This window comes from Natronomonas marina (genome assembly GCF_024298905.1).
GTDB classification, from domain to species: Archaea; Halobacteriota; Halobacteria; order Halobacteriales; family Haloarculaceae; genus Natronomonas; species Natronomonas marina.
This window is the reverse complement of record NZ_CP101154.1, coordinates 2,226,434-2,247,470: the sequence shown is the minus strand read 5'-3', so window position 1 is coordinate 2,247,470 and position 21,037 is coordinate 2,226,434. Positions and strand designations below refer to the sequence as shown.

Sequence of the window (21,037 nt, the reverse complement as noted above, 5' to 3'; positions counted from 1 at the left end):
GAGGCGACCAATCGACAATTATGGTTGATGATCAGTATCGGGGGCTCCTCACCGAGCGTGAACGTGAAATCTTAGATGGTGAGGCAGAAGTCTCTGACAACTATCGCTATAGAGTTGTAAGCCGTATCCGTACGAAGATAGAGAATGTAGATGAGGATGTTGAAATTTTAGCTGAGAATCGAGAGGATCTTCTGGAAGAACTACGTGAAGCAGTGTGTGAAAATAATGAATGAGGGACATTTCCCTCGCTCTTCGGAAGCAAGTTGTTGGTCGGGTAGAGCTGGCGCTGTGAAACCGTAGCGGTCCGAATAATACTCGATGACAGAGAGCGTTTCCCGTTCTTATGACGAATTGTCTGGGAACGGAATATACGAGTCCCCATACTCAACTAATGAAATTGGGAGTTCACTGTCATCCGTCTCTGGAGGAAGTTTGTCCACGAAGAGGGCCCCCACGACGGGAATTTCGCTCTCGAAATTAGCGTCGGTTGGAGAAGGTGTTACGATATAGTCTCCATTGTAATGGAGATGATAAAGATACTCGAGGAGTTCTTCAACTCCATCTTTGATGTACTGAACGTCACGAGAATATTTCACTTCGCCAATCAGTATGCCCGTAAGCTCATTATCCGGATTGGTCCGGACGAGCAAGATATCCGGGACGCCAGTCCAGAGAGTCTTATGAGTACTCGACCCTAACGCAGTCTCAGCAATCTCTGCGGTATCTCGTTGTACTGTATGGGTTCGCTGGAAGTAATTCATCGACTCGAAGTGGTCCTCAAGGTGATGAAGTTGTGACTCTACGTCGGCTGAGTGGACCGAGAATGATAGCATATCTGGCCCTGTAGTGTGGTGGTAAAGGTCGTACTGGGAACCACCAGCCTCCCAACGTGCGATAAGATCGGTTCCTGATCGAATAATCTGAAGTTCCCCACCTGTTACTTCATCAAGTATCTTGAATAGCCAATAGATCTCGAAGAGTCTCCCACCATTATCGGTATTCGGTCGGATGTAGACATTCTGAAGGATATCTGTTGCCTTCTCTCGCTCAAAGTTCCGGTTTTGAAAGGAATAGTATTGCTCAAGCAGGGAGGCCGCATCCCGATACAACGATTGACGAGAGGATTTGACCGTACGAAGGATACGTTGAGGGATGCGCTCTGACGGGGAAACATCATCTAAATATACATTCTGATAAAGTGTTTCGGTCAGCGTCGTAAGTAATCCTGGTTTTTTCAACCATTCAGACAGCCACTGATAACTCTCTGGATCATCAGTGGTGGCTTCGAGTTCGTTCTGAAAGACAGAATGAATTTCCAGTAAAAGCCGCTTGAGAACCTGGTTTTCCGGGGTGTCGTACTCGGTCCGATGTTGATTACAAATGAATTTTGTCCCGTCAACGAACCCTCGCCGGCTGTACATCTCGACTGTTTCTCCCCAATCGATCCGCCCGTCAACACCGCCAGCAACCAGTTCCGATTCTTGATAGGTCGAGCGGTTGAGGCGGCGGATATGGTCGGGGAGTGCTTTGATGAACGGAACTACCTCGGGAGAGCTATGGGTTCCTGTGGCTAACGTCGAACCCGTAAGGACGAAATGAACTCGTAGGAGAGATTCAAGATCATTCACATTCAGCGAAGGATCCGTATCGATATCACCGATTCCAGGAACACTCACTCCCTTTCCAATATAAGTATGGAACGATCCAGCAGTATCCTTAATTAACTGGGTTGCAGGAGTCTTAGACGCGGAGGAATGGTTGACCATCCAAGTTACCCAGTAGTGAATCGTTCTCTATCGATACCAAAGTAGTCGCTGGCAAAACGCCTGAATCGTTCCCGTGCAAGCGGAATTTCATCATTATTCAATAATGCATTAATCGCGTCTATCTGCGTATTCTCCGGGAGATCCTCCAATTGCGGAAGAACGTACATTTTCAGTGGTCCGGTCAAATCGGCAGTATCGGGGCCCTGACGTGCGAGAGCTAGGCTGAGGTTCCGGATAATCGCCGGGCCAATAGTTCGATGTGGCTGCAACGTTTCCCAGAACGAGGCGATATCATCCAATCCATCTTCATGTATTACTAATCCTTGTTCTTCCCCATATTCGTTTTCGGCGTCGCCAGAACCCTTTTCACTAACCGATAGTTGAGACCACTCTGAGACATATTCTTTAATAAGATCTGTGCTGATTTCTCCTGCGTCTGGGGCACCGACGTGGATGAACGCAAAGCGGCGCATGAACGCGTAGCTCATATCGTATAACGACATCTTGTCATGTGTGTTCATCGTCGCAATGAGACGCCACGTTTTCGGGATGTAGTAGCGACTCGGGCGGATTATCTGGTCGGCATCGCCACTCCCGAGTATCTCGATTTCGTTGCCGTCGCTAGATTTGAACGCGGTGGTAACATCGTCACCAGAGAGGGCGGAAAAAAAGCTGCCAAACGCTTTATCAATATTCGCGCGGTTAATCTCGTCGACAATTAGCCATTCGTTTGCAGGGGCCGCATCTGATCGTTGAAATCGGGAGAGAAAAACTCCAGGGATAAAATCGAGCTGTGCCTCTCTATCTGGTTGGTACCCGCCTACAGTATCGAAGGTCGACCAATCTGCTGTGGCCGTCACCAAAGCGTACCCATCACGATTATTCACTTCACCAGCAATGGTTTGCGCTAATTTCGTCTTCCCTGAACCGGGCGGGCCGATCAAAATAAGGTGTTGATCGTTCAGCAGTGCTTCCTCAATCTCCTCCATCATCGCATCGAAGGGTTCTTCGGGGAAGTGCAGGTCGAAATCGTCTTTTTCGGGCAATTGAGAAGCTGAAAGCTCAAGTTCAACATCTACGTCAGCATACCGGTCAAGTTCACCTCCCATCTCGAAGATAGTTTTCGCCGCCCCCGATGGCAGCACGCCGAGCGAGATATTTCGGAGACCAGTTTCTGTAAAAGGATATGAAGGATCCTCAAGTACCGCCTCCGATAGATGCTCTGACGATGTCAAGGCTCCAATAACCGAAGACAGAGGAACTGACGCTGAAAATTCTCGGAAAAATACAGGAGTCCGATAGTACTCTGTTCCCGACTCGGTCGTGATTGTACCTGGTTCACGAAGCGTAGAATATCCGATCACTTCGCCATCCTCATACCGAAAGATGATATCTGAGGGTCCTATGTCACGGGGAGAGACACCAGTATCGGTATCGAGACGTGGCCGAATATAATTAGTAGAGCTGTGGCCTGTATTGTCATGGTTCACCCAGTAGAAATCCGGCGTCGTGCCAGAATCATCCCGTATCGAAGACATCAATTCCGTCGGTGTTGGTGGTTCACTATACTGGGAGTCAGGCGTATCCGTCTCGCTTAGTCGGGCACGGCCGGCGGGTGTAGGCGCATAAGTGTCGTCCTCATGGAGGTCGACATACCCTATACTTCGGAGATAATTGAGCCGGTGGTTGGTTTGATGAAGTTCTCTCCAATCGACATCTTGATCGAGGTTCTCAATAAGTGCCTGATGAAGTTGTTCTTTTGTGTCATAGTCATCGACTAGTTTCAGGAGTGTTGATATACCAAGATATTCATCATCCAGAATAGTGTAGAGTGCTTGTTGTTTGTCACCGGCATCGAGAAGTTGGTATCCATTACTACCGACCCGCATCTGTTCAACATTCTGTGAGAGAAGATCCGCCTGTTTAAGAAAAGAAATCCGGCGCTCTGCGGATTCCTCACTGGTCATCTCCCCCTGTTCGAGGATCCAGCTGACAAGGGCCTCATATGTAGGAGACTCAGAGTCCACGAAATTTACAGCTTCCAAAATAGTCTCGTCCTGGCTTTCTACACCACCGGGCATCGGGTAGACGGTACTATGTCGGGGCATTAGTCGATATTAAGTTGGATAGAATACGGATCTCCGTGCTCGTCATTACGACTCTTGACAGATTCAATATCTCTCTGGGCAATTTCTGACGCATCGGTCGCCCAAATCACTGTGCCTTCATAATCATCGGAGGTTCGCTTGTAGTGGTCTTGGTAAAGCATTGCCCGATAGATATCTTCTGGAGTTGCATTACCGTCAACGACGATGTGGAGTACATCGCCCGCTCCTGGATGCTGTGAAATGAGGTCGATTATTACTTCTTCAACCTCACTATTGCGTTGGATGTTTTCCCCGCCTCCGTCTCTAACTTTGCTGATCACAGTCTGAATTCGGTTATCAGTATCACCGCCGCTACTACTGCCGCTATCACCGCTTCCGCCACTACCGCCGCCACCACCGCTTCCGCCACTACCGCCGCCACCACCGCTTCCGCCACTACTGCCGCTGGTACCGCTTCCGCCACTACCGCCGCCACCACCGCTTCCGCCACTACTGCCGCTGGTACCGCTTCCGCCACTACCGCCGCCACCACCGCTTCCGCCACTACCGCCGCCACCACCGCTTCCGCCACTACCGCCGCCACCACCGCTTCCGCCACTACTGCCGCTGGTACCGCTTCCGCCACTACCGCCGCCACCACCGCTTCCGCCACTACTGCCGCTGGTACCGCTTCCGCCACTACCGCCGCCACTACCGCTTCCGCCTTCCTCGTAGGTAGCAACTGGAGTTCGTTTGGAGTCATTCAGCCACTCGGAGAGCTCCTGCCAAAGGTCTGAACTCTTCTCAACCCCAGTTTTGTCGTTGGTCGTTGGAAGCTCGTACTGTTCTGGGTCTGCAGGAATAACCCGCAACATACCACAGTACCCGTTATACTGGTTATTGTATGTGAGATCAAAAGGCCACTCTGCCGAGTTGAGTATCCGGCCGTTTCCGTATACATCGATCCCTGTACCTTCCTGATTACGCTTATATCGCCAACGGAACCCCTTGGTGCTTGGAGAGGTGATTTTCAAATTCCGTCCTTCGGCATTTGTTTCCTCAAACATCGCGTCCAAGTCAAGTTCACCGTACTCATATGAGACATAGAAAGTTTCTCCGGTGTTGTCGAACGAGATTGTGGTTGTATGCCAACCGTACTGTTCTGATCCAATATCTTCCGTGGAGATGCCAGCTACCGCTTCCCCAAAATCCTCAAACGAATTATAATCTGTGATCTCGCCAACATCAGTGTCTGAAGGTTTCGCTTTGAAACGAGGCTCAATGGGTGTGACCTCGAGTGTATCCTCGTCTACGATATCTCCGTCTTCAATGTCGCGGTACGTAATGATAATCGAGTTATCCTCATGAGCATTGAGAAGATGCTGGAAACGAACCCCGAGTTCCTCTTGTAGATATCGTATCTTCGTCTCGAGATTAGTAGCTCTTGGTGCAACTCCTTCATTGAAGTCCTGCACAGCACAGGTCAAATGGACTCGTGTCCCGTGCTCTGTCTGGGGTAACTCATCGGCTCCCTCCTCCCAAAGCTCAGTATCATCTGAATTGTAAACCTCAATCCCACGTTCGACAGGACCATCGACCCGTTGATACTGGTCTTCATCTGGTTCTCGGGAAAGCACATGGAACCGGTTATCATATCCGGAGGGTCCTTGTGCACTGCTCAGTGATTCCTCACACCAACAAATACTAGCTTTCAACCCAGCGCCGATATTGTTGAGAATGCCATCCGAGTAGTTCGTATCGCCGGTGCTAAATACATAATCGCGGATGACTTCTCGAGACATCCCACAACCGGCATCAGACACGATCACACGGCAGGTTTCTGGTCGGCGCTCAAAATCAAGCTGAATCATAAATGGCTCGGGATCGTTGTAGTACAGTTCGTTTTCCACAGTCGCAGAGATAGAATTATCAATCGGCTCCTGCAGCATCTCGCGATAGTTATCGTGCTGTTTAGCGAGGAGGGGCTTCAGCTGCTGGAGATCAGATTCAGTATTGATCGCCTCGGAATTACCAGTATTGCTCATGCTTTCACCCACCCTCCAACTCTCCCTAGCGGGGATGAGGTGTGGACTGGAGAGCGAACGCGAGCCGGTTTCAGTATCATATATGTTGAAATAGCCCCCCCTACTTTGTCTTTGTGTGCTCATCGAAAGCCGATAAGGAGCGGTGCCTTCGAAAAATACAAGAATATCATCTGCCGTGCCCTCGGTGTAGTTCTTCAAAGTTGTTGCCACTTCCCACCAGATAAATCCGAACAAAAGTGCCCGGACACGGGCGAAAAAGTGGCAGTTGCCGCAGGTTGTGTTCATAGCGCTAGAGTGATCAGACACCCCCTACCAGACCGATACTATAGTAAAGAGAAGGAGCTGATCAACAGGGGAATTCCAACTGATTATATTGAAGAGGACCTATAGATAGGGAATGTCATACATCCTCATTAAAATTTCTAAGTACCGTCTGGTGTTTATCAACCTTCTCGACCTCCTGTTGAGGATTTTCAACTTGGATACCAAGATTCGAGACAAGGGGTGTCCAGTGAGTACTCTGGTATCGTTTCCACTCGCTGTTAGCGACCATCGATTTCCACTGGTCGAACGTGATTTCGGCTTGATACCAGTGGTGGACACCGTCAGAATAGACATATAGATGATCAATAGAAGAGAGATCGAGTACTTGGGAAACAGTCCCTTCGAACCAGTCCTCGACGGGATATGCGTTTAGTTCGAAGTCAACTTCGTAATAGTCTCCAGACCCCCTGTTTGCAGAGATCAAGTTTTCTGCTGCTTGATCGAATGTGTCTTTGAGATTTCGGACTTTGTCGGTGCCGAGGTAGTACAGCTGTGTCTGGGGCCGGGTATCGGTACCGATAGTTTCCGGGTCAGTCACCGCCAACACAGAGTTGAAATCTTCCCGTTGGATGCCGATTTCTTCGTTGCTAACCAGTTCTCTTTGTAGTCGGAAAGCGTATTTGTGAATTCGAAGTGTCCAGATCAGGTATTCGAGATTGTGTCTAGAGTCCTCATCAACTAGGGTTTGCTGTTCGGTCTTCTGCTTACCCACCGAAGGTAGGACGTGATTATGATAGTGTTCAATGAACTCTTCATTGAGTTCGAATCCAATCGGACGACGGTTTAGTCGTTCCGCCACTGCCAGTGTGGATCCAACGCCGGCAAACGGGTCTAAGACGGTGTCGCCGGGGTCGGTGGCTAATTTGATGATTCGTTCGACGAGAGGTTCCGGAAACGGGCTAGGATGGTAGTTGAGTTTGGGCCCCCACTCTCCCTGTTTGGGGATCGGAAACTCCCATATGTTCTCAGGTAATTTTCCTTTCGGATGGTATCTCTCTGGGTAATTTACCCACCATCGGCCGAATTCGTCTGTATCTTGAATACGGATGGAGTCAGCGTTGTATTTGTAGTCATCCGTCTTGGCGTACATCGAGATATGTTCGTAGATGTTCCGTAGCTGGCCTTTTTTTCGCCAGGGACGCGTCCGTTGCTTGTTCCATATAAGATGATCTTTCAGCTGCCAAGATTCATCGAGAGGATTGACCTCTTCACCACAGATGTCGCAGTGCAGTATTCCGGTTCCTCTGTCGCGCTGAAGCCGGCCATTACAGTCTTCGTCAGGACAGAGACGGCGCTTTTCCAGATTTTCCAACTCATCAGCGATATCGAACGGAGGACGGACAATACGGTTGTTCCGACGAAAGGTATCTGTGACAATCCACAGTGTACTCTCGTCAGAGGCCACATTGTAGCACTGCTTGAAAATGGTACGTAGGTCTTCTAGAAAGTCCTCATACAGTTGTTCGCCTATTTGTCCTTCCTGGTCGCCGTAGTCCTGCATATCGGCGTAAGGAGGCGAAGTAATGATTGCATCTACCACTCCATCAGTTGATTCAAACCATTTTTCGAGCTCAGATTTTAGATTCCGCGCATCAGCTTGATGGATATCAAAGACGGAATCCGAAGTCTCACCCATCGTACGTAGTAGATAACCTCCACCCATATAACATCAAAGAACCCTTGGCCTCTATCCACAGGCCTACAGCACTGTAACTAGGGAACTGGTCCGAGAAACGTGTCAGGAACGATCAGAAAACTTAAAACATCTAGATCAATTTGAGTCTGCTATAATGGTTGCTTCGGACCGCCAGCCCGGATTTATCTCCGATAACGCGTTGGCGCTCAACAAGATTGCTTTTAAGCGGCTCTCAACTGGTGAATCTTCCTCTCCCCGGAGACAACTATGAGTCGTCAGACCAGGGCGACCTGCGATTCCGAGGTAGAACTCTCCACGTTGGCCTCGGGAATGGCAAAGCAGCACGAAAGGTATCAGGATGCGCTCCAGGAACTAATCGACAACTCGGTCTCGTCCGTGGTGAAGAACGAGGCATACTTCGATGATCCGGAGACCCCGATTAAGATAGTAATCACGCTTCGACGCACCGAGAACACTGTCCGAACGACTATTGCCGATAATGGACCAGGTATCAGCAGGGAAGCTCTTCAGAATGAAATCTTCCGAACCGGGAACAAGAAGGAATCCAACGGTATCCTGAACAACGTTGGCTGGGGTCTGAAAGCCAGCCTTGCTTGGTTCGAGGAAACTCTGTCGCAGGCTAATCCCACACCCGAGAGCGAATGGTTTACACTGGTAACCCAGGCCAGTGGATCAGAGAGATACCGGGTTGACGGGCCTATCACCGCGGATCTGCCTATCTCTCGCGCCGATGATGACGCCTGGATTGATGGGTTAGGTATCGGTAATCACAGCCTTGGTGAATACGAAAGTGGAACCCGTGTTCACGTCAGCTGTAGCCGACCCAAGTTCGATAACGACGTCTGGCCATCAGCCAAATCACTCGAAATCAAAGCACAGACACTACGAGAGCTGCTCGGAGTCAAGTTCCGTCGGCTGCTCTCCGTTCACTCTGAGAACGAGATATACATCGACTACGAGGATGAGACCAACGGGAAGAGCGGCTCTTTACCTGTTATTCCAATCTTCCCCAAGTACGTGTCGAACGATCAAGACCCGCCGACACCTTACGCGGAGGATTCGTTTGAAATAGAGGGTGATGACGGTGCAGTGTATCAGGTAGAGTTCGAACGCGGAACGCTTGATTTCGACGCGATGACCAGTGAGCTGGCCGACGACTATCCTGGTCTCTTCACTACAAGTGGACGGTTCAGAACCAGATTCAGACCCAACCAGTCCAAGCAGGGTGTCGATATCTATGCTAATGGCCGTATCTTGATGACCTCGGTATTCACTGATCTTTTCGACCTAATCAGGAATAACGAGTACAACTATTTCGGGGGTGAGGTCCGTATCTTCCCGAAGGAAGGGACGGACGAGGTTCCAACGGACAATAAAAAGGTTCGCGTCGATACCAACAGCACATTATGGCAGAACCTGTGTGAAATCCTCTCCAGCGACGAATACCAGCCAGAGGGGAAGCGGTATGACGAAGCATATGACGAGTCCGAGTTGGAGACTGAAACCACCACAACTGGAGAGGTAGACTCTACGGAGCCCTCCTCGGGAGCGGCTGATATTGGCCCCTCTATCGATACGTCCAGTCTTTCCGCTGCTGATGACCTTTTTGAAATCCACCAGCAGGATTCGATGAAGCTGGAGGAGACTCTTCGAGGGTTCGATGATGTTCCCGATGAAGGCGGTTTTGTCGATGCAACGTTGACTTCGCCGCCGTACTTCGACCTCAAGGATTATGGGTATGAAGCGGAGGAGCAGCTGGGTCAAAGCGGTTCATACGACCAGTATCTTGAGGAGATGCGAGAGGTCTTCCAGCAGGTATACAACGTTACCAAAGACTCCGGGACTCTCTGGGTGGTGGTGAACACGTTCAAGAACAACGGTGAAATCGTCCAACTCCCTAACGATATTGCTTCTATTTGCCAGAACTTATCAGGGATAGATCAATGTCCTGAGTGTGGCTCTTCGCTGCGACTAGACCAGCTTGATCATCAACTCACCTGCCGTGAATGTGACTACACCCATAACCGTAAGTCGGATTCGTGGCTGCTGCAAGATATCGTTATCTGGAACAAGACCCGGGCCTTACCCTACAACAGCGACGGCCAGTTCAGGAACGTCTTCGAGTACATCCTGTGCTTCAGCAAAACCGATTCCTTCGAGTTTGACGTTGACAAGACACGTATAGCAGATCCGACACAGTTCAAGCAGTGGTGGGTCGAATATCCGGAAAGATATCATCCACGAGGTAAGGTCCCGGACAATATCTGGGAGCACGTAACCCCTCCTCAGGGTTCATTTGGCGGGATTGATTCACTGGATCATCCAGCACCGTTCCCCACTGCGCTTGTGGAGCGAATTCTACGCTTGACCACGAAACAGGATTCGATAGCGCTCGACCCGTTTGCCGGGTCGGGAACGGTACCTGCTGTGGCCGACATTATGGGACGTCGCTCTATCGGCTTCGAGCTGAGCCCAAAGTATTGTGAGGCATATAACTCGGTCAAGAATGAGATCTCAGAGAAGTACGGGGATCGGCTTCGGTCTCAGACATCTGAGCAACAGGAAGATCTGGCGAAGGTGATCGGAGGTCTACGGCAAATAAAGCATATCCGTGAACTTCTTCGGAAACACGGAAAGGAGTCGAATGGTGGTTCGCACGATGATCTGACTATCCACACTGCTTTCCACCTTTGTCGGGAGATAAACGTCCGATCAACTGATCAGGATCGGTTTATCGACTCGGATATCTACTATATTGTTGACGACGATCTGAACGAGGAACTTCAATCCAATCTTCAGCAAAGCCTACGGTCGATTGCAGCCGACGGGATCAGTGCCTCTTACGGAATCAATCCGACTATCAACGTATATTCTACCAGCGAATTTCTTGAACAGGCAATAACACAATCTGAGATGTCGTCTATTGGCGATCTGTATGTCTACGAGGGGGGACGGCATTACGATTACAAGGAGAAGATTAGCCTGTCTGATTGGGTCGAACGGGCTGTCGGGACGAACAAATGGAGACAGGAATTCGCCCAGAAGGAGTGGCCGCCGATTGTGAGCAACGTTGGTCTTTCTGTGGACAATCCGCGTCGCGGGGGAAGTCAAGAAGGAAGTAAAGATGAGACTGCAGATCAGATAGAGATTCTTGGAATCGACGAGTTAGCCCTCAGTTAGGCGTCTGGTGCTGATTCCTATTTGTGCAACAATCATCCTGTGACGAGGGTTATTCGTCAACGAGGGGTCGCTGAGTAAATAGAGCAGGATTTTCTGCGAATAGTTCGATTTCCTCGATTAGGGTTCCAAATGACTCGATATCAATGATGCGGGCTCCGATTGATGCGAATTCGGCTTTGAATGACCGATCCCCTACATCACTGAATTCACGTAGAACGAGTGATTTAGGAATGAAGTCTCCGCCCACTTCATCCATCCGGGCGTGTGCTCGATCAACGTGATTGTACCAAGTACTGTTGTTGGTATCTGCTATGATGGTATCCTTGATATTGATGAGGTGAAGATATCTTTCGTTCTGACGCCCTTTGATCAGGGGTACGGCATCAACCTCATAGTGATTTCCTGACCGTCCCAGTACCTGCTTTTTTTCGCAGTCGAAACCTGTCTGCTGACGAATCATTTCTCGAACCAGCTCTTCGAATCCCCACTCGGGATTCTCTTCCTCCATTGTCTCAAAGAGCATCTCCCAATTAGTCATAGTCGTCCAAATACCTCCAGAGATTGTAACGCTTCTGTCAAAGTAAAAATACTCCGGCGGTCGAATCTCGGTATGTAATCCAAAAGCCGATCAATAACTGGAATCTCAACAGGGCAATTTCTATTGTAGTTCGGGTACTCTATGGTGGTAGATGTCTCTGAGGGATTACCAGTGGGAGGGATACTATCCTGGGCACGTGGATATCTTAGAGGAGTTCTTTATTCCTGCGCTCAAGCACTCGACTTACTATGATCGGATTACCGGCAGCTTTTCGTCTTCTGTTTTGGAGCTGTTTTCTGAAGGACTGCCTGAATTCATCGAGAACGGCGGGACAATCCGTCTTCTGCCTGGAATTGTGCTTTATGAGGAGGATATTGAAGCGATTGATCAGGGTCATTCTGACGAGGTTTTGTCCGAACGGATTGAGTGGGAGAAGGTCAAGCAGGGGAGCCGTGAGGAGGTTATTGAGGCCTTGGCTTGGCTGGTTGCCGAGGATATTCTGCAGATCAAGGTTGGTGTGGTAACCGATGAATTGGGGAGACTGCAGACACAGCAAGAAGCGGAGTGGCATCAGAAGGTTGCTATCTTCAGAGATGACGAGGATAACGCAATCGGGATTACCGGATCGCCCAATGAGTCGTTCAAAGCATTGCGGCAGAATCGAGAGAGCTTCAGCCTTTTCCGGAACTGGGTGGAATCTGAGGAAAATGAGTGGGATGAGAAAACGCGGCTGAATAAGCAGATAGATGAGTTTGAGCAGCTATGGAATGATGAGGATCCGGAGTCTGCTGTGTTCGATTTTCCGGAGGCGCTTCGCAGGGATCTAATCGAGAAAGCCCCGGAGTCCGAGCCCGACTGGGATGAAGTTATTCCTGGTGGGAGTGGCGGGGTAAGCGGCCGTGAGGATATTGAACTGCGGCCGTATCAGGAAGAGGCTATCGAGAGATTTCTTGATAACGGGAATCGGCTTGTTCTTGATCACGCGACAGGTACAGGGAAAACCTGGACCTCGCTTTTGGCAATGCAGCACGCGGTTGAGGACTCCGATATTGTTGTTGTCTTTGCTCCGACGAAGGACTTGGTCAATCAGTGGGTAGATGGTGACAATATCACACGGTTCTTCCCGGAGAGCAGTATCGTCCGGTGTCTGGGAGACACGAATTGGCGTGAACGTTTGCAGAACTATCTCTTTACTGAGCGGTCGGCTCCTCTGTTCGTGGTGTCAACAATGCATCCTAGCACGATGGAAGACGTCATCGAACGAGTGAATTCGACTAAGGAGTCGGGGATTGCAGTGATTGCGGATGAGGTACACAACTTGGGTTCTAATCTTCGCCGAACCATCTTCCCGGATCTGGAAGCGGATCGAGCCAGAATCGCTTTGAGTGCTACGCCATTCCGTGACGATCCCGGCGATGAAGCTATTATCGAATACTTCGGGGACACGATCCACGAAATATCGATAGAAGATGCAATAGAAGAATATGAAGTGCTTAGCGAGTACGACTACCACATTCACCCGGTTGTCTTGTCGGACAGCGAACGGAAGCGGTTCCGTGATCATTCTACCGAGATTTCCCACCTGTATAATACGTACAAGTCCTATGAGGACCAGTCTCTGATTGAGGTCTCAGATCGGCATCCGGATCTGAAGGTTGAGGTGATGGACCGAGCTCGGATTGTTAAGGAGTGTTCGGCTAAGCTGGATGTTACGAGGTCGTTGATTGATGAAGCAGGATCACGGACCTTAGTTTACTGTAATACTGAAGAGCACACTGAACAGGTTGTCGAGGAAGTCGACGATCATACTACGAAGACTGTCTCGATATTCCTCGGTCGTCTCCCCTCCAGCGAAAAAGAGAATCTGTTAACTCATTTTGAGGGTGGGAAAATTGATGTCTTGGTTTCTATTGATTGCCTTACGGAGGGTATCGACGTACCTGAGTGTGACTCAGCTATATTGGTAACGAGTTCTACCACGGAGCGAGAGGCCGTGCAGCGACGTGGCCGTATCTTGCGTGAAGCAGAAAGTGACGAACCGGCCCATCTCTATGACTTCGTCACTTTACCAGTTGATCTTGAGAAAATCAAAGCAGGGGAGGCTGATCTTGTCCCTGCTGAGATTTCGCTTATCGAGCGCGAACTACAGCGTCTACGTATTATGAATGCCGATGCAGCGAATAAGATGGAGAATGATCCCCGTATTTTAAGATTAAGTCGTGCCATCACGCAGTACGATCTCGAATGACAGGAATTGATCCGGACATCGAGGATATCTTAGATGAGGAAGTTGACGACTTCCACACGAAACAGATGTTACGGGAAATCCTCGACTGGGAGGATCAGCAACTCTACAAAACAAGACGTCGCGGAAAGAAAGACGCTCTTGAAGGATTCTTAGATAACTACCTCGAAGATAAAAAATGAAGCTACAATCTATAGAGATAGTCAACTTCCGGCCATACCGGGATTCTCACTTGGACCTCACCGACCGCGATGGTTCTATACACGTAGTAGAAGGTGATCAGGGAGGGGGAAAGACCAGTCTTCATACAGCGATCCAGTGGGGTCTATACGGTGGAGATGGGCCCGGCACGAATTATTCGGAGCACTGGAACGAACGTGCAAAGCAGGACCGAGAAGAGAAAATGTCGGTCGAAATCAAATTCAAAGAAGGTGAGAGGAACTACACTCTTATCCGGGAAATCGACCGGTTCAACCATACACAGGGGCGTGCATACGAAGAGACTACATTAATCGGGAATACCAATACCTATTCTGATGAAGAGGCTCAGAACCAGATCGAAGAGATCCTCCCTGAGCAGCTGAAGGACTTTTTCTTTTTAGATGGCGAACGAATCCAGAGGCTGATCGAGGAAGATGCCGGGCAGCAGGTGAAGCGTGAGATTGAGACTGTTCTCAAGCATCGAACAATAATCAATGCTCAGAACGATCTTGAGGATCTGCTGGAGGACCGGTTGATTCCTCGTCGAGATAAGATTGAGGAGGAAGCAAGTGAGCGCGACGAGATTGTACAAGAAATATCGGAGTACCGGGATGATATCAAGGACCTGAAGGAGCAAAATGAGGAAGATCGTGACAAGATTCAGGAAAAGAATGATATACTGGAGGAGACGCGTGAGGAGCTAGAAGAGCTAAATGAGGAGAAGATTGAGGAGATCAACGACTTAGAAGAGGCGATTCAGGACCTGCAACAGGATAAGGTCAGGATTCTTTCTGAGTTGAACGAGTCGTGGAAGGAGCTCCGCTACGCTATTCTGTTTGATGATATAGCCGATTTGAAGCAGGAGCTTGAGAGACAGATTGAGGAATACGATAAGCAGCTGTCGGAGATTGAGCGTAATCAGATTATCTACGAATTAACTGAGGAGGCCCGAGAGGGTGAGTGTCCGATCTGTGGAAATGAGGATATTGAATATCTGAAGCAGCACGATCACGAGGACCACGATGAGGACTTGAAAGAGCAAATCACGGAAAGAATTGTTGAACTGCGTGAGATGCGAGATAGGCTTGATTCTGTTGAACCACCCGAAGATGCTCCTGGGGACAAGCAGGTTCGCCTTGAAGAAATTACGAGTAAGATCGAGGGCAAGCAGGAACGACGTGATGAACTATTAGATGAGTTAGGAGGTGTTCCGGATGAAAGCGAGCGCGACACGTTGGAACAGAACATCAAGCAGCTTGAAAACGATATCAGAGATCTTCGAGAGGATATAGAGGATCGGGAAGAGGATATCCAGAAAAAACAGCAGGAAATCAAGAAGTTAGAGAATAAGCGGGAAGAGCGTTCCTCGAACAGGGATTTGGAAGAGGTAACCGACAAGATTGAGGCGGCCAAGACTGCTATTGAGAAACTGAAAACGATACGTGAGGAGCACGTCCGGGAGAAACGGAAGAAGATTCGGGATGAGATGAACGAGGTGTTCGATCAGGTAGCGCAGTCTGAGTTTATGAGCGAGCGTTACAAGGGACTCGATTTCCGTGGAAGCCCGGATGAGGACGATTCTTATGTTCTCCAGCTGGTCGAGGTTGATGGCGAGACAAAAGATATGGTCAATCATCAGCCGTCAGCTGGCGAATCGCAATTGACCGCTCTCAGCTTTATTTTCGGCCTCAATAAGTACGCGCGTTATTCCTCGACGATCGTGTTCGATACCGTTGCTGGGCGGCTTGATTTGACTAACAGTGAGGCGCAGGGTGAGTTCTTTGCGTCGCTCGATGAGCCACTCCTGCTACTCGTAACGGACTCGGAACTCCGTGATCTCGGCGAATCCGTTCAGCAGGAGATTGGAGCTCACTACCAAATCAAGCCTAATGGAAAGGACTCGGAGCTTAACAAGGTGAAATAATGAAATTCGACGAAATTTCCGGTGCTCAAACAGTTCACGTTACAACAGAGAAATTCGAGAAGGTAGCGACCTCTATCAATGAAACATTAGAGAACAACGACGGAAATCCAGTGGAAAACACTCAGATAGCGAATCTAGCGATTGCGGTTGGTTTCAAGGAGAAGCGCCGAGAGGAGCCGGAGAGTACAAATAAACCATTAAAGATGGAATCGCTGGATCAGGACAAGGTGCTCCGGACGATGATTGAACGTCGACACGAAGACGCGTCGCCTGAAGAGCTAAAGAACTACATGGAGAAATATTTAGAAGGAGGTATTCAGGAGATGGCGGAGGACATCGAGGATCAAAATTACTTTGAATACCACCAATATATTGACACTGACATCGGAGAGGTTTCAGAAGGCTAATCTTCAGAGAGTGTCTTTTTAGCTTTCACGTTCCAGGATTTGTAGCTTCAATACTTGAGAGCCGTTTGTGTAGAGTTTGAATGGTTGTTTTGACAAAGAAAGAATCATCATCCAGCTCTGTCACTGTTTCTTCATGCCTCCGGATCGGCTCCGTAGTATCGTCCCGATGTTTGGCGGTGGGACACGGTACGTTGAGACGCTGGATGCGATTCTTGAGTTCGTTGAAGCGCATCAGCCGACAACGGATGAACTCGTCGGGTGGCACCGTGGTTCGTTCCAGAACGTGTCCAGTCGAGATTCGATTATGCGGCGGGTGAGTTATCTCCAGCAGGTCGGATTCCTGCGCCAGTCAAACGATCACTGGGAGCTTGGTGATGCTGGTCGGAAGCATGCCGATCAACGTGATGTGGCAACGCTGCTGCGAATTATGTGTGATCGGAACGTCGGGCTACGGAGTCTCCTGTATGCGTTGGCTGCTGGTTCGATGACGCTCACAGAGGTGAGTGAACAGCAACTCGACACGCATCCGGAGTTAGGGTGGAGCCGCGGGGAGACGGACATGGCGAAGCAGCGGGTGAATTGGCTGCGGAGTATGGGGCTCGTCGAGAAGCGCGGCGACGAGTACGCGTTGACTGATGACGGTCTACAGTTCGTTGAGAATGCGGTAGAGGAGTGGGGTGACTCGGACTGGACACCGTCGGTGAGCGATGCCGAAATGCATGCAGGGACGTACAAAGCGACTGTCCACGCTCGCTCGGTCGATCCGGAGTTCCGTGCGACTGTGATATCCCGTCATGGACGAACGTGTCCGGTGTCTGGTGTGGATCATCCCGGCCTGTTGGACGTGGCGCATGTCTTGTCGTGGAGTGAGTATCCGGAACACAGGGCGGATCTCTCGAACGTGTTGGCACTCAGTAAGACGCATCACGCGGCGTTCGATCGGGAACTGTTCACTATTGATGTGGACTACCGGTTGCGCGTGAACCCGGACTTTGAAACACAGAGTGACGTACTCCAAGAGACGATTATTGACCGTGCAGGGGAGCGAATCTCGGTTCCGGAGGAGAGCTTGAACCCGCAGTATGTCGCGCAGCACAACGCGGCGCTTGAGTGGGTGTGAGAAGGACGGGTTGGAGAGACGTTCAGACTATCGACAACGCCGACCACGAAAGACGATGCAGCCTTGACGAAAGAGGATCAACTCAGTGCCAGAAGTTTTCGCCACTGACCTCGAACGACGAAACACCGTCCAGGTCTTCAAGGCGTTGTAGAGCGTCCTCGCGCTGGATTCCGTAGACTTCCATCACTTCTAGTGTAGCTACAGGACCGTGCTCATCAACAAAGACCTGCAGTTCCTGCGGCTCCTGCTCCTCTACCCCCTGGAACGTGAACTGATTTTTGAAGTCAGAGTACCGGACACGGCCATTCTTCGGAACTGGATTACCCTGGATTTCCATCAACGTGAACGGAAGCTCGCCACGCTCCCCGGCTTCTACCTCCACCTCGTCAAGATCTTCCTCGAACTGTTCTAAGTCCAGACCCAGATCTGAGGCCAACTCGGTCAGTATTTCTCGGTCGTTGATATCGCGGCCAGCCGCAACACCGTGCCGCCACAACTTCCTGATGTACTCCATACCTCGGTACTGCTGGATAGCTGCCTCGAATGCTCGGTTGACCAGTTCCGTGGACTCCGGCGGGTCCTCATCCCAGAACGAAGGATCGACTGGCATTTCCAGTTCCTCGCTGCACTCGACCCACTTCTGCTTCGCTTGCTCCGGGTGGAACTCTCGGACGGGAGCTGGTTTGTAGGAAAGTTCGATCTCTTCACCGTAGCACTCCTCGACGTGTTTCATCACCGGTTGGACACCCCAAGACATCGCGCTCAGGGCATCGACTTCCTGGACCACAACCATCGCCTCATCTTCCTCCTCATCTTCGTCTTCATGTTCTTCCTCGTCGGCATCCTCTTCTTCCGCGTCTTCCTCCGTCTCGGGTTCCTCGATGTCGTCTTCCGGCTCTATATCCGACTCTTCGACATCTGGCGATTCCGGCTGATTCTCTTCTTCCTCACACTCTTCTTCATCTGGTTCATCGGCGTCTCCGGAATCCTCACCCTCGGGCGGCTCAGTAACCGCACCGCCGCCGGCACCTGAAGCAGCAGTACCGGCAGCACCTGCACCACCTGCACCTGCAGCCCCAGCGGCACCGGCAGCGCCAGCAGCAGCAGCAGCGGCTTTACCACTGCCTGAATCTGCTCCAGAATCGTCACCTTCGCCATCACCAGTGTAATCGTCTACATCAGTTTGCGTATGATCGTCTGTCGATTCCTCGTCCTGCGAATCATCATTTGACGAACCTCCGCCGCCTCCACTGTACGAGCCTAAGAATACGAACATCGTTTAGTTTTCTTCCTTCGAGCCGCCGAACTCGTTTACAGGCCTTTGCTCCTGACCGTCGTTGACCGACAGCTTAGCTTCCCGCTTCTCCTGGAACTCCGGCCACAGACGTTGCGAAAGCCCGTCGTCCGTAGAGCAAGCGTCCGTCCACTGTCGAAGTCCAGTTGCTCCACGCACACGCGGAGCGAAATCCAAAAGGTCGTCCTCCGCGAGCCGTCCAATCAGGAAAACGTCCTCCATATCGATGGCGGCGATCGAGTTCCTAACGTGGCTTCGGAGGACGTTGATTGCGTTACCAGCGTCACCTCCGGTGTACTGAACGGCGTAGAACGCGAACTCCTCGTAGTCGAACTCCTCAAATAGCTCCCGGTATTTCAGGAAGTGTTCGTACGTCCATCCCTTGTTCGTCGGGATAAGTCGGACATCCAGCTCCTCCTCGATGACCAGTTCCTGTAAGGTTCGGATATGCCTTGTGTAGGCTTCAATCGCGCTTTCTTGGATTTCATCTTCTATCCAGTTGTAGCTATAGACTACGTCCGGGACGTAGATCGCTGGTTGGACCACTACGAGTACGTCCAAAACATCCTGCAGGGTACGTGCATTTACGTCCTCGTCGTACTCCGTACCGAGGATTACAGGGATATGCCACGGCTCTAAAATCTGGCCCAGGTTACCGTCCCGTTCCAGGACCTCTTCGGCATCAGAGAAGTTGATGACCACATACTCAACTTCCCGATTGCCGTCAAGCCACTCCTCGAATTCCTCGTCCGGAAGCTCGACGCGAGGATGAATCCCTCTAATCGGCTCGTAAATCCGGTGAGAATTAACTGCCTCATGCAGTGTCTGCTGGCCTCTGCCGCGTTCTCTGGATTCTACGTGTGAACTCAATCTTTTTCTCCTTGTTTTATTTGAAGAATCCAGTGATGTATCCCGTATTAGAGCCAGCTGGTGCGTGGGTCTTGGGTGTTCCAGGGCGGTGTTTCGCCGTGTTTGTCTTCGTAGTTGTCGAACGCGTCTTGTTCCATAGACCCATGACTTTGGAGGAATCCAGCTTCTTTGAACCGGAACTTGTTCGGGTTCTTGTCGTCGAGGTGTTCCAGCAGACGGCGCTGCAGGTCCCCGGTGCTCCCGATGTACAGCGCTCGCTGTTCGCCGAAACTCGTCAGCTCGTAGACGCCGCCATTGGTCGGGGCGCTCCGCTCGATTTTTGAGCGGTTCATCTTGCTCCACTTTTTCGAGATTGGCATTACTGGAATGAGGGGGATTATATGTTTAAGAATTATTGTGTTAGAAACGTTACTAACGTTGGTATCGTCACAAAATCGGCTTTTGTGAGTGTCTCGTAAGAGAGTGTAATGGGGATGGATGTTCCTGACCGAATCCACATTTCGCCGTTAGGATACGAGCATGACAGGGTTGTGAAGCCAGCAGTTGACTACAAGGCTGATTGCGTATATCTGTTGGAGCACGAGGAATCGAACAGCGAGAAACCAGAGTATCATGCGACGTTAAAGGAGGAATTGCGGGAGTCTGGGATTACGGTTCGACCTGTGCAGTGTGACATCTTCGATCTGTACACAGTCCTGGGCAAGGTTGCAGAGATCATTACCGCCCATAGGAATGATGAGGTGTATGTTAACCTCTCGACTGGGAGCAAGATCTCCGCGATCGGCGGGATGATTGCGTGTATGGTGACTCGGGAGTCGGCAAGCGTCACGCCCTACTATGTGCGAGCAGAAGGCTATACACCGGATGTTGAGGACAAGGAGGAGACACCGGTGAGTTTCGGGATGGCTGCTATTTCCGAACTTCCGACCTATCCTATCCAAGGGCCATCCCAAGAAGAAATTGCGATGCTCCAGTATATTGCCGACGAACAACCGATCACAAAGAAGCAGTTAATCCGCCACGCCCGACAGGTAGTTGATCGGTTCAGACGGAATGCGGAGCAAAAAGACATTCAGCTCGATGACGACCCCCATATGGGTGAGTACCGGCTACTGGATACGCATATTCTCAACCCCTTGGTGGAACGGGAGTGTATCGAGACTACCGAAGTCGGACGCTCCAAAGAGATCACGACCACGGAGGAAGGGCACAATACACTCCGGGCATTTGACTACCTGTTGGACGATGATTAGTCAGGAGTAAGGTAGCGGTGTGGTAGTTTCCCTGCCCGTTCAGCGAGTGATGTGTGGTTGTAGGTCTTAGAGGCCGGTGGCTTTGTGGCATACATTCAAACCGAATAGTTTCGAAGTGTTTGGTCA

The 21,037-nt window shown here is 50.5% G+C and carries 16 protein-coding genes; 8 read left to right on the top strand and 8 right to left on the bottom strand.

Annotation, left to right across the window (positions count from 1 at the left end; genetic code table 11):
* Positions 1 to 20: 20 nt before the first annotated feature.
* A complete protein-coding gene (locus NLF94_RS12030) occupies positions 21 to 233 on the top strand; it encodes a hypothetical protein (RefSeq protein ID WP_254837869.1) in 213 nt (70 codons plus the stop codon).
* A 108-nt stretch (positions 234 to 341) separates the two neighbouring features.
* On the opposite strand, the gene NLF94_RS12025 is transcribed toward NLF94_RS12030, so the two are convergent.
* The 4 genes from NLF94_RS12025 to NLF94_RS12010 form a co-directional block, all read right to left on the bottom strand.
* Positions 342 to 1,766, bottom strand: a complete 1,425-nt coding sequence (locus NLF94_RS12025) for a hypothetical protein (RefSeq protein WP_254837868.1) — start codon at positions 1,764 to 1,766, stop codon at positions 342 to 344.
* 5 nt (positions 1,767 to 1,771) lie between these two features.
* The gene (locus NLF94_RS12020; protein WP_254837867.1) at positions 1,772 to 3,847 is read right to left on the bottom strand and encodes an AAA family ATPase; all 2,076 of its coding nucleotides are present in this window, start codon (positions 3,845 to 3,847) and stop codon (positions 1,772 to 1,774) included.
* Between the two features lie 26 nt (positions 3,848 to 3,873).
* Positions 3,874 to 6,183, bottom strand: coding sequence for an ATP-binding protein (locus NLF94_RS12015; RefSeq protein ID WP_254837866.1), 2,310 nt, complete (start codon positions 6,181 to 6,183; stop codon positions 3,874 to 3,876).
* A gap of 115 nt (positions 6,184 to 6,298) precedes the next feature.
* Complete coding sequence (locus NLF94_RS12010; protein WP_254837865.1) at positions 6,299 to 7,858, bottom strand: DNA-methyltransferase; 1,560 nt, start codon at positions 7,856 to 7,858, stop codon at positions 6,299 to 6,301.
* A 267-nt stretch (positions 7,859 to 8,125) separates the two neighbouring features.
* Between NLF94_RS12010 and NLF94_RS12005 the strand changes: the two genes are divergently transcribed.
* On the top strand, positions 8,126 to 11,059 hold the full coding sequence (locus NLF94_RS12005; RefSeq protein WP_254837864.1) for a DNA methyltransferase: 2,934 nt from the start codon (positions 8,126 to 8,128) through the stop codon (positions 11,057 to 11,059).
* Positions 11,060 to 11,108: 49 nt separating this feature from the next.
* Here the strand turns inward: NLF94_RS12005 and NLF94_RS12000 are convergent, their stop codons facing one another.
* Positions 11,109 to 11,597, bottom strand: coding sequence for a hypothetical protein (locus NLF94_RS12000; protein ID WP_254837863.1), 489 nt, complete (start codon positions 11,595 to 11,597; stop codon positions 11,109 to 11,111).
* Between the two features lie 196 nt (positions 11,598 to 11,793).
* Between NLF94_RS12000 and NLF94_RS11995 the strand changes: the two genes are divergently transcribed.
* From NLF94_RS11995 to NLF94_RS11975, 5 genes are all read left to right on the top strand, one after another.
* Complete coding sequence (locus NLF94_RS11995) at positions 11,794 to 13,845, top strand: DEAD/DEAH box helicase family protein (RefSeq protein ID WP_254837862.1); 2,052 nt, start codon at positions 11,794 to 11,796, stop codon at positions 13,843 to 13,845.
* On the top strand, positions 13,842 to 14,024 hold the full coding sequence (locus NLF94_RS11990) for a hypothetical protein (protein WP_254837861.1): 183 nt from the start codon (positions 13,842 to 13,844) through the stop codon (positions 14,022 to 14,024). Before NLF94_RS11995 ends, NLF94_RS11990 begins: the two co-directional genes overlap by 4 nt.
* Positions 14,021 to 15,967 carry an AAA family ATPase gene (locus NLF94_RS11985; protein WP_256558612.1) on the top strand — a complete coding sequence of 649 codons (1,947 nt, stop codon included), beginning with the start codon at positions 14,021 to 14,023 and terminating at the stop codon, positions 15,965 to 15,967. Before NLF94_RS11990 ends, NLF94_RS11985 begins: the two co-directional genes overlap by 4 nt.
* Positions 15,967 to 16,374: a hypothetical protein gene (locus tag NLF94_RS11980; RefSeq protein ID WP_254837859.1), complete on the top strand. Its 408-nt coding sequence runs from the start codon at positions 15,967 to 15,969 to the stop codon at positions 16,372 to 16,374. The genes NLF94_RS11985 and NLF94_RS11980 overlap by 1 nt, the downstream gene beginning before the upstream one ends.
* Positions 16,375 to 16,507: 133 nt before the next feature.
* Positions 16,508 to 17,494, top strand: coding sequence for an HNH endonuclease (locus tag NLF94_RS11975; RefSeq protein WP_254837858.1), 987 nt, complete (start codon positions 16,508 to 16,510; stop codon positions 17,492 to 17,494).
* Positions 17,495 to 17,576: 82 nt separating this feature from the next.
* Here NLF94_RS11975 and NLF94_RS11970 read toward each other — a convergent pair whose 3' ends face one another.
* The 3 genes from NLF94_RS11970 to NLF94_RS11960 are packed head-to-tail and all read right to left on the bottom strand — an operon-like array spanning position 17,577 to position 20,017.
* Complete coding sequence (locus NLF94_RS11970) at positions 17,577 to 18,770, bottom strand: DsbA family protein (protein WP_254837857.1); 1,194 nt, start codon at positions 18,768 to 18,770, stop codon at positions 17,577 to 17,579.
* Between the two features lie 3 nt (positions 18,771 to 18,773).
* The gene (locus NLF94_RS11965) at positions 18,774 to 19,658 is read right to left on the bottom strand and encodes a hypothetical protein (RefSeq protein WP_254837856.1); all 885 of its coding nucleotides are present in this window, start codon (positions 19,656 to 19,658) and stop codon (positions 18,774 to 18,776) included.
* Positions 19,659 to 19,705: 47 nt separating this feature from the next.
* Positions 19,706 to 20,017, bottom strand: a complete 312-nt coding sequence (locus NLF94_RS11960; RefSeq protein ID WP_254837855.1) for a GIY-YIG nuclease family protein — start codon at positions 20,015 to 20,017, stop codon at positions 19,706 to 19,708.
* 108 nt (positions 20,018 to 20,125) lie between these two features.
* On the opposite strand from NLF94_RS11960, the gene NLF94_RS11955 reads away from it, so the two are divergent.
* On the top strand, positions 20,126 to 20,911 hold the full coding sequence (locus NLF94_RS11955; protein WP_254837854.1) for an HFX_2341 family transcriptional regulator domain-containing protein: 786 nt from the start codon (positions 20,126 to 20,128) through the stop codon (positions 20,909 to 20,911).
* Positions 20,912 to 21,037: the final 126 nt, after the last annotated feature.